Genomic DNA, 10,302 nt, shown 5'->3' with positions numbered 1-10,302 from the left:
TTTTTCTGAAGCGACCTATCAGTGACTGAACGGACGCCATCGCCGGCAAGCCGCCGCCCACGGGGTATGCATTCAGTCAGTCACTTTCGTTTTGCCCCCCCGTTTTGCGCGTCTTGCGGACTTGTGTATAACGATGAGCGCTGGGCGTGGGAACGATCAGCGTGATCTCAAACGCGCCGATCAGACTTGTATATAACGACGAGCGCTCTCCGGGCAGAATCGGGCGTGCTGCTCAGTTCAGACGAAACGCGATCACGCTGTCACCCAGCGTCGTGCCCAGAGAACCGTGGCCACCTGCGGAGATGATCACGTATTGCTTGCCATCGCTTCCGGTGTAGGTAGAAGGCGTCGCCTGCCCACCTGCAGGCAGTTCGTATTGCCAGAGCACTTCGCCGGTGTTCACGTCGTAGGCGCGGATGAAATTGTCAGCCGTTGCCCCGTGAAAAACCACACCGCCTGCCGTGACCAACGGACCGCCATGGGCCACCATTCCCATGGGAAACCCGACTGGGAAGCGGTCTTCCATGAAGCTGGTCTTGAGGTTTTTGGTAGTCCCGACCCGGCGTTTCCATTCGGTCTTGCCTGTGTTCAGGTCCACACCGACCATGCTGCCCCAGGGCGGCGCGGTGCAAGGGATACCCAGGCCAGATGCCAGTCGCGAGATGCGGATCGCATAATCGCCGTTGAAGTTTTCGTTCCAGTACGGCTTGCCATCCTTGGTGAACAGACGCTTCTCCTGATCCTGCTCGGGACGCTTGATCAGGTTATAGATGTAGGCCAGACGCACAGGCGTTGCTACCAGAATCTGCCGGTCAGGATCTACCGCTACAGAGCCCCAGTTGAATACCCCGATGTTTCCGGGATAGATCAGCGAACCGGACTCGGTGGCCGGCGTCCAGGGATTGCCATCGTAGCGCAGCGTGTTGAAGGTGGTGCGGCAGGCCATCTGATCGAACGGCGTGACGCCCCACATCGACTTCTCGGTCAGCGGCGGCGGAATGAAGTTGAGCCTTGAAACCGGCTGTGTCGGCGCAAAGCGTTCGCCCGGCACGCCACCTGCTGTCTGCACCCTGGCCTGATCGACAGGCGTGATCGGTTCACCGGTCAGACGATTGAGTACAAAGATGTTACCCACCTTGGTCGGCAACAGCAGTGCAGGCTGTTTGCTGCCCTCCTTGCCCAGATCAAGCAACGAAGGCTGCGACGGGTTATCGCGATCCCACAGGTCGTTGTGGGAGGTCTGGAACTTCCATTTGAACGCACCGGTTTTAAGATCCAGCGCCACCAGCGCGTCACGGAATTTTTCGGTATTGCTGTTCGGGTCTCGACGGGTACCGGTTTCGTCAGGCGACGCATTGCCGAACGGTACGTACACCAGACCGTTTTTGAGGTCGGCACTCAACGTGGCCCATGCCACCGGGGTGTCCTGCGGATAGTTCTGTTCTGCGGAAACAGGCGCGGTGTCTTGTGGATTTTCGGGATCGAAATTCCAGACCAGCTTGCCGGTGGTGACGTTGTAGGCGCGAATCACGCCAGACGGGTTGCCCTGGTCATAACCGTTATCCATCACCGAGCCACCGAGCACGATGAGATCCCCGGCTACCAGCGGCGCGGCGGTCTGCATCAGGGCGTGCGGGCGGACTTTGCCCATGTTGTCGTGCAGATCGACTACACCATTGCTGCCAAAATCGCTGCAGAGCTTGCCAGTGTCGGCATCGAGCGCAACCAGTCTGGCGTCTGCCGTGGCCATGATGATGCGTTTTGCGCATTGCGCTGCCGGTGCGTTCTGAGCCGTAGGCGCGGCGTAGTAACTCACGCCACGGCAGGTCTGGTGCTGCTGGAGGTAGGAACGGGTTTTCTCCGGGGTGTATTTCCAGTCCGGCTTGCCGTTTTCCGGGTTGATGGCGTGTACTTCGTTATGAGGGGTGCACACATATACGCGGTTGTTGACCTTCAACGGCGTGGCTTCGAAAGTGTATTCGCCAGCATCCTTGTCCGCGTCACGCAGATCACCGGTGTGGTACTCCCAGGCCACCGACAGTTTGTTGATGGTCTGCGGATTGATCTGATCCAGACTCGAGAAACGCTGACCGCTTGGGGTGCCGCCATAAGCCGCCCATTCATTACCAGCGACCTCGGTACTGCGTGATGCGGTCGAGGTGCCAATCTGGCCCTTCACTGCATAGGGGTCGTAGAACATGAGCGCAATCACGATCAGCGCCATGATGGCGACAGTGCTGCCCAGAAAAGGGTGAAAGCCGCGATTGCTGCCGGCAGCCTGGTTGCGCAATAACGGGCGCACTACCCAAGGCATTGCCAGCCAGAAACCGATCAGCGCGAACAGGTCGCCCCGTGGAATCCACTGCCATTTATCAAAGCCGACTTCGTAGACGATCCACAGCACAATCCCCCACATCAGCAGCGCATACAGCGTCAACGCCGATTTTTTCTTCAGAAACACCAGTACTGCGGTGGCCAGCACGCCCAGGGCAATCACCGAATAAGCCGGGGAGCCGCCCACCGCTACCAGTTGTGCTCCCATATAAAGCAGCGCAATGCTCAGTATCGCCATCACGATACCTGTCGCTCTTAAAATCATCGTCCCTGTCCTTTCTTGTTATGTGATGAAACCGTGTGTTGAGCGCGTGTTTTTCAAGCGGCGGCTGAAGCCATCGCCGACAAGCCGCCCCCCACGGTCCCGCGTTTACTGAACGACAGTGCGATTTAGAAGACGTGGTGGTGCCTTCCACGAGACCTGCATCCAGACAGCCGAAAAGGTTGTCTGACGACATACCTGTTCGGCACTGAAACGCAGTAAAGCGGTTTATGAAAGTGTTGGCAAGGCAACAAACCGTCAGGTCATCATACTTTGCGCGTGGCGTCATCCAGCGCAAGGATGGTGTGAGCGTTGGTCACAGTGGTCGCGAGGGTGTTGATCACACCGGAACGCAAAGCGCCCAGTGTCGCCGCCGCCTTGGTATTTTCGCTGGCGATGGCCACCACATCCGGGATGCGAAACAGCTCCTGCACCGTCAGCCCGATCACCCTGCCCTGTATGGCATTGACCGCGGGCTGGCCGTGGATGTCGATGAAGTCGTAGCCCATCATGTCGCCTACCGTGCCGGACAGCCGGGCCTGAGCGATTTCCTGTGGCGAGAACCAGCCCATGCGCACCATGTTGCTGTTCTCACTCATGTCACCGATGCCGATCAAGGCAATGTCGGCACGTCGCGCACGGTCCAGGGTAGAACGCACGGTGTCGTTATTGATCAGCACGCCACGCAATTCAGGATTGGCGACCAGCGCCGGGGCGTACAGGCTTTCGCTTTCGCCGCCGAAACGCAGCGCCAGACGGCGACAGATGTGATCGGGGTTCATGTACTCGCCTGCCTTGAGCGAGCCACCGATGGCACAGACAAAGGTGCAGTTGCGGGTCACGGGCAGGAACACATTGTCCGCCACCGCACCCACATTGCGGCCCATGCCGACGGCGACGATCATGCCGTCACTCAGGGTCTTGTTCAGGTAGTTGGCAACCAGACTCGCGACGGCAGAACGCTGGGTGTCGGGGTCGCTGTGATCGACTGCAATCAGAGCGCGATCCAGTTGAAAGCGCTCGACCAGCGCCTGCTCAAGTTCATTGTTCATCGCCGGATGCTGCAGAACACGCACTTCGACAATGCCTTCGTCACGCGCGCGTTTGAGCAGTCGACTGACTTTTGCGCGGGACAGGTCAAAACGTTTGGCGATGGCTTCCTGAGTGACGTTCTCGAGGTAATAAAGCATCGCGACCTCGGTCATCAGATCGATGTCGCTGGCCATGCGCTGGTTACTGTCACTCATGTGGACGGGCTTCCGTTTCGACGTCAAAGGCGCATTCTCCCTACTCCCGGCCCTCTGCGTCCACTACTGATGCCCGTCGCGCTCGATGGCGCTGATGCGGTCGACCTTGGCACCCGAGCGCGCCGCCTCGAACTCCGACTCCAGAAATGACTTGACGATGCTTTTCGCCAGCTCCACGCCGATCACCCGCGCACCGATGGACAGGATCTGCGCATCGTTGCTCTTGCGCGCCCGTTCTGCCGAATAAGTGTCGTGGGCCTGCGCTGCACGAATGCCTAGTACCTTGTTGGCCGAGATCGCCATGCCGATTCCCGTCCCGCACACCAGTATGCCCAGCCGCTGCTGCCCGGCATTGATGGCGGTTGCCACGGCAAGGGCGATGTCCGGATACAGCACCGGCGCTGTCGAGTGGGTGCCGAAGTCGGTTACCGGGTGCCCCAGCGTTTCGATGTGCCGCTTCAACAACTCTTTGAGTTCATAACCCGCTTCGTCGCATCCGATAGCCACCGGGAAAAGTGTGTTCATGGCGTTTGGCTCCACTGCCGGGGTCACATATCACTGACCAAATGTTCAATCGGTGAAATTCCGATCACTTATTTCTCAGATATTACCGGGATACTGTCAAGGAAGTTTTCGACACAGATTCAAACGATCGCTTAAAAACCAGCTTTAACCCCGATTTAAAAGCCTTTCGAAATTTATCGAGGAAAGAGATTGACTGCACAGAATTTCATTTGATACACATATGCTCACTGAGCCACACCAGTGCACCTAATAAGAATTCACAGCACGAGGACACGCCGATGGCTATGCCATTACTGCTCCAGGCTGAACATGTCGCCAAGGCCTACGCCGGCATCCCTGCCCTGCGTGACGGTCGACTCTCATTGCGCGCAGGCAGTGTTCACGCCCTGTGCGGCGGCAACGGCGCAGGCAAATCGACCTTTCTCAGTATTCTGATGGGCATCACCCAGCGTGACGCGGGCACCATTCTGCTCAACGGCAATCCGGTGCAATTCAATCGCCCAGGCGATGCGCTGGCTGCTGGGATCGCGATGATCACCCAGGAACTCGAGCCCATCCCGTACATGACCGTCGCCGAAAACATCTGGCTGGGCCGCGAGCCGCGTCGTGCGGGCTGCATTGTCGATACCCGCGAGCTCAACAGGCGCACCCGCGAGCTGCTGGAGAGCCTGGAATTCGAGGTCGAGGCCACCAGCCCCATGCATCGCCTGAGCGTGGCGCAGATTCAACTGGTAGAAATCGCCAAGGCCTTCAGTCACGACTGCGAAGTCATGATCATGGATGAGCCCACCTCGGCCATCGGCGAGCGCGAAGCACAAACGCTGTTCAAAGCCATTCGCCGTCTGACCGCGCGAGGCGCCGGTATCGTTTATGTGTCCCATCGCCTCAGCGAGCTCGCACAGATTGCCGATGACTACACCATCTTCCGCGACGGGGCTTTTGTCGAAACCGGCCGCATGGCGGACATTGATCGCGCCCATCTGGTGCGCGGCATCGTCGGCCAGGAGCTGACGCGCATCGACCACAAAGTCGGTCGCGAATGCGCTGCCGAATGCTGCCTGAACGTTGACAGCCTGAGTCGCAACGGCGAGTTCCACGACATCAGCCTTCAACTGCGTCAGGGCGAGATTCTCGGCATCTACGGCCTGATGGGCTCGGGGCGCAGCGAATTTCTCAACTGTATATACGGACTGACCACGCCGGACTCAGGCACCGTTACCCTGCAGGGCAAGCCCATGCCGGTCGGCCTGCCCAAGGCAACGATACGCGCAGGCATGTCGCTGGTGACCGAAGACCGCAAGGACAGCGGCCTGGTGCTGACCAGCAGCATTCTCTCCAACATTGCCCTCTCGGCGTACAAGCGTCTGTCGACCTGGTCGCTGATCGACGCACGCAAGGAAAGCCGTCTAGCCGAAGACATGGTCAGACGCCTGCAGATCAAGACCACTTCACTGGACCTGCCCGTCGCCTCCATGAGTGGCGGCAATCAGCAAAAAGTGGTGCTTGCCAAGTGCCTGTCCACCGAGCCCGTCTGCCTGCTGTGCGATGAGCCGACCCGGGGCATCGACGAAGGCGCCAAGCAGGAGATCTATCACCTACTGGACCAGTTCGTGCGCGCCGGTGGCGCTGCCATCGTGGTGTCTTCGGAAGCGCCGGAACTGTTGCGCCTGAGTGACCGAATCGCCGTATTCAAGGCCGGAAAGCTGGTAACGATCAGCAGCGACACCGACCTTTCCCAGGAAGCCCTGTTGAGTCTTGCCTCATGAATGCCAAAACTGTCATCGCCCCCGCTAACGCTGCACCCCGAAGCCGCCTGCGTCTGTCCCTGGACCGTTTCGGCCTGCCGCTGGTGTTCATCGTGCTGTGTATCGTGATGGCGTTCTCCAGCGAATACTTCATGACCTGGCGCAACTGGATGGACATCCTGCGCCAGACCTCCATCAACGGCATTCTCGCGGTCGGCATGACCTACGTGATTCTGACCAAGGGCATCGACCTGTCGGTCGGTTCGATTCTGGCGTTCGCCGGGCTGTGCAGCGCGCTGGTTGCGACTCAGGGCTATGGATTGCTGGCGGCGGTCAGTGCCGGGATGTTCGCCGGGGCAATGCTCGGGGTGGTCAACGGCTTCATGGTTGCCAACCTGTCGATTCCGCCTTTTGTCGCGACCCTCGGCATGCTCAGCATCGCGCGCGGCATGACCTTCATCCTCAACGACGGCAGCCCGGTGACTGACTTGCCTGAAGCCTATCTGGCGCTGGGCACCGGGCGAATCGGTCCGATTGGCGTGCCGATCATCATCTTCGCTGTGGTGGCGCTGATTTTCTGGATGGTGCTGCGTTACACCACCTACGGCCGCTACGTGTACGCCGTGGGTGGCAACGAGAAAAGCGCCCGCACCTCAGGCATCGGCGTGCGCAAGGTGATGTTCTCGGTGTACGTGGTTTCCGGATTGCTGGCAGGGCTGGCGGGTGTGGTGCTGTCCGCGCGAACCACGTCCGCCCTGCCCCAGGCCGGCATGTCGTATGAACTGGATGCCATCGCAGCTGTGGTCATCGGCGGCACCAGCCTGTCGGGCGGCACGGGCAGCATCGTAGGCACCCTGTTCGGCGCGCTGTTGATTGGCGTGATCAACAATGGCCTGAATCTGCTCGGCGTGTCCTCCTATTACCAGCAGGTCGCCAAGGGCCTGATCATCGTGTTCGCAGTACTGATCGACGTGTGGCGCAAGAAGAAACGCTAATCGCTTTTCCTCTGAATGAACGACTGACTACAACAATAACGGAGTTCTCATCATGAAATTCGGCACATCCCTGGCCGCTGTCGCGGCGCTCACCCTGCTTGCCAGCAGCATTTCCCTGGCAGCTGACGGCAAGACCTACAAGATCGGCGCAGCCGTTTACGGGCTCAAAGGCCAGTTCATGCAGAACTGGGTTCGCGAGCTCAAGCAGCACCCGGCGGTCAAGGATGGCACCGTGCAAATCACCGTGTTCGACGGCAACTACGACGCGCTGACCCAGAACAACCAGATCGAAACCATGATCACCCAGCACTACGACGCGATCATCTTCGTGCCCATCGACACCAAGGCCGGCGTCGGCACCGTGGCCCGCGCCATGGAAAACGATATTCCGGTCATCGCGTCCAACACTCGTGTGGCCGGGACCAAAGTGCCCTACGTCGGCAACGATGATGTCGAGGGCGGACGCCTGCAGGCTCAGGCCATGGTCGACAAGATCAAAGGCAAGGGCAACGTGGTGATCATTCAGGGGCCGATTGGCCAGTCGGCCCAGATCGACCGTGAAAAGGGCGAAATGGAAGTCCTGAAGAAACACCCTGATATCAAGATCATTGAAATGAAAACCGCCAACTGGTCGCGTGCCGAAGCGCTGGCCCTGACTGAAGATTGGCTCAATGCGCACCCTAATGGCGGCATTTCCGGGATCATCGCCCAGAACGACGACATGGCGCTCGGCGCCTTGCAAGCCGTCAAATCACGCGGCCTGACCCCTGCTGAAGTGCCCGTCACCTCCATCGACGGCATGCCGGACGCCATTCAGGCTGCCAAGAAAAACGAAGTGACCACCTTCCTGCAGGATGCCCAGGCCCAGTCCCAAGGCGCACTGGACGTCGCCCTTCGCGCCCTCGCCGGCAAGGATTACAAGCCGCAGTCCGTGATCTGGGAGCGTTACGCCAAAGACGTGAAATGGGGTGATGGCACCGACAAGAACTACATCCTGCCATGGGTGCCGGTGACCGACGCCAACGCCGATGCGCTGTATCAACAGGTGAGTGGCGGCAAGTAACCCTCTGCTGATCGTTCCGATGCGCTGCGTTCGGCGTCACACAAGTTCTGATGGCGAAATACGAAACTGATCGTTCCCACGCTCTGCGTGGGAACGCCGCCCAGGACGCTCCGCGTCCGCTCTCGGATATGACGCAGAGCGTCACGGGCTGCATGCCCACGCGATGGGCACGATCAGTGTGTTCCCTCCAACAACAGGAGTCATGTTCATGTCTGGATTCTGGAATCAGGCCTTCGACCTCACCGGCAAATGCGCCGTCATCACGGGCGGCGCGGCCGGGATCGGTCTGGCCTGTGCCAGCCTGCTGGTCGAGCGCGGTGCGCGGGTTGCGTTGCTCGACCGTGACCCTGCGGTGGTTGAGGTCGCCGCACGCCTGGGCGACGGCCATCTTGGTATCGCCGTGGACCTGCGTCAGCTCGATCAGGTGCAACGCAGCGTCGACACCGCCTTTGACCACTTCAAACGCCTGGATTATCTGGTCAATAGCGCAGGCGTCGCGCTGCTGGACAAGGCCGTCGATGTCAGCGAAGACGCCTGGGACACCACGCTGGACATCAACCTCAAGGCCAGCTTCTTCGTGGCTCAGGCCTGCGCACGGCACATGCTCGCCCAAGGCAGCGGGCGCATCGTCAACCTGGCGTCACAGGCTGCGGTGATCGGTCTGGATCGGCATGTCGCCTACTGCGCCAGCAAGGCTGCGGTGGTCGGCATGACCAAAGTGCTGGCCATGGAGTGGGCGCCGCACATCAACGTCAATGCCATCTCCCCCACCATCGTCGAAACCGCGCTGGGCAAGAAAGCCTGGGCGGGCGAGCTGGGTGAAAAGGCCAGATTGCAGATCCCGGCGGGACGCTTCGCCCAGCCGGAAGAAGTTGCCGGGCTGGCGCTTTACCTGCTCAGCGACGTCGCCGCCATGATCACCGGAGAGAACGTGGTGATCGACGGCGGCTACAGCATTCAGTAACCCCCTTTTCTGTCGCGAGGTTTCGTCATGTCCACCGCTACCGAACGCACCGCCGAACAACTCTCTCCCGTGATTCCCGCCACCATGCAGGCCGTGGTCTGTCATGGCCCGGAAGACTACCGGCTTGAAACGGTCGACGTCCCGACGCCCGGCCCTGATGAGATCCTGACCAAGGTCGAGCTGTGCGGAATCTGCATGGGCGACATCAAGACCTATCGCGGCGCGCCCTCATTCTGGGGCGATGCCGAGCAGCCGCGCTACGTCAAACCGCCTATGATTCCCGGCCACGAGTTCGTTTGCCGCGTGGTCGCCCTCGGCCCGGGTGCCGAAAAACGCGGGGTGAAGATTGGCGACCGGGTGATTTCCGAGCAGATCGTACCGTGCTGGGGCTGCCGCTTCTGCAACCACGGTCAGTACTGGATGTGCCAGAAGCACGACTTGTATGGTTTTCAGAACAATGTTCAGGGCGCGATGGCCCAATACATGATCTTCACCAAGGAAGGCATCATCCACAAAGTGCCCGACTCCATCGCGCCGGACGAGGCGATTCTGATCGAGCCGCTGGCGTGCTCACTGCACGCAGCAGAACGCGCCAATGTCGATTTCGACGACGTGGTGGTGGTTGCCGGGGCCGGCACGCTGGGCCTGGGCATCATCGGCGCGGTGCGCATGCGTAACCCGAAAAAGCTCATCGTGCTGGACATGAAACCCGAACGCGCCGCCCTCGCCCTGCGCATGGGTGCGGATGAAGTCTGGAACCCGGCCGAGGTCGATGTATTGGCAAAGATCCGCGAAATCACCGGAGGCTACGGCTGCGACATCTATATAGAAGCCACCGGACACCACAAGGCGGTCAACCAGGGCCTGGCAATGCTGCGCAAGCTGGGTCGTTTCGTTGAATTCAGTGTGTTCAACGACGAGGCCACGGTAGATTGGTCGATCATCGGCGACCGCAAGGAACTGGACGTGCTGGGCTCACACCTGGGCCCCTACATGTACCCACGCGCCATCGATTTCATTGGCAATCGCAAGATCGACATGCGAGACGTGGTCACCCACAAATTCCCCCTCGCCGATTTCAAGGAAGCCTTCGCCGTGATGGAACGCGGCGACAAGTCGCTGAAAGTGGTGCTGGAACCGTAACACGCACGCTCCTTATAAAAAGAA

Annotated in this window: 8 protein-coding genes; 5 read left to right on the top strand and 3 right to left on the bottom strand. The window is 59.9% G+C overall.

Annotated features, from left to right (window positions below; genetic code table 11):
* Positions 1-232: 232 nt before the first annotated feature.
* The 3 genes from QRN20_RS14925 to rpiB form a co-directional block, all read right to left on the bottom strand.
* Entirely contained in the window at positions 233-2,599 is a 2,367-nt protein-coding gene (locus QRN20_RS14925; RefSeq protein ID WP_096766954.1) for a membrane-bound PQQ-dependent dehydrogenase, glucose/quinate/shikimate family, read from the bottom strand.
* Positions 2,600-2,862: 263 nt separating this feature from the next.
* Positions 2,863-3,843 carry a sugar-binding transcriptional regulator gene (locus tag QRN20_RS14920; protein WP_004885472.1) on the bottom strand — a complete coding sequence of 327 codons (981 nt, stop codon included), beginning with the start codon at positions 3,841-3,843 and terminating at the stop codon, positions 2,863-2,865.
* A gap of 63 nt (positions 3,844-3,906) precedes the next feature.
* Entirely contained in the window at positions 3,907-4,368 is a 462-nt protein-coding gene (rpiB, locus tag QRN20_RS14915; RefSeq protein ID WP_004885473.1) for a ribose 5-phosphate isomerase B, read from the bottom strand.
* 278 nt (positions 4,369-4,646) lie between these two features.
* Between rpiB and QRN20_RS14910 the strand changes: the two genes are divergently transcribed.
* The 5 genes from QRN20_RS14910 (at position 4,647) to QRN20_RS14890 (ending at position 10,278) form a co-directional block, all read left to right on the top strand.
* Positions 4,647-6,134: a sugar ABC transporter ATP-binding protein gene (locus QRN20_RS14910; RefSeq protein ID WP_285360663.1), complete on the top strand. Its 1,488-nt coding sequence runs from the start codon at positions 4,647-4,649 to the stop codon at positions 6,132-6,134.
* Positions 6,131-7,108 carry an ABC transporter permease gene (locus tag QRN20_RS14905; protein ID WP_025995851.1) on the top strand — a complete coding sequence of 326 codons (978 nt, stop codon included), beginning with the start codon at positions 6,131-6,133 and terminating at the stop codon, positions 7,106-7,108. The genes QRN20_RS14910 and QRN20_RS14905 overlap by 4 nt, the downstream gene beginning before the upstream one ends.
* A 52-nt stretch (positions 7,109-7,160) precedes the next feature.
* Positions 7,161-8,171, top strand: a complete 1,011-nt coding sequence (locus tag QRN20_RS14900; RefSeq protein ID WP_004885479.1) for a substrate-binding domain-containing protein — start codon at positions 7,161-7,163, stop codon at positions 8,169-8,171.
* 208 nt (positions 8,172-8,379) lie between these two features.
* Complete coding sequence (locus QRN20_RS14895; protein ID WP_122414375.1) at positions 8,380-9,135, top strand: SDR family oxidoreductase; 756 nt, start codon at positions 8,380-8,382, stop codon at positions 9,133-9,135.
* A 27-nt stretch (positions 9,136-9,162) separates the two neighbouring features.
* Positions 9,163-10,278 carry an MDR/zinc-dependent alcohol dehydrogenase-like family protein gene (locus QRN20_RS14890; RefSeq protein WP_122467078.1) on the top strand — a complete coding sequence of 372 codons (1,116 nt, stop codon included), beginning with the start codon at positions 9,163-9,165 and terminating at the stop codon, positions 10,276-10,278.
* Positions 10,279-10,302 lie beyond the last annotated feature (24 nt).

It is taken from the genome of Pseudomonas sp. fls2-241-TYG-175, from assembly GCF_030209155.1.
In the GTDB taxonomy this organism is placed as follows: Bacteria; Pseudomonadota; Gammaproteobacteria; order Pseudomonadales; family Pseudomonadaceae; genus Aquipseudomonas; species Aquipseudomonas viridiflava.
The sequence above is the reverse complement of the archived record's forward strand: the minus strand, read 5'-3'. Positions and strand labels throughout refer to the sequence as shown.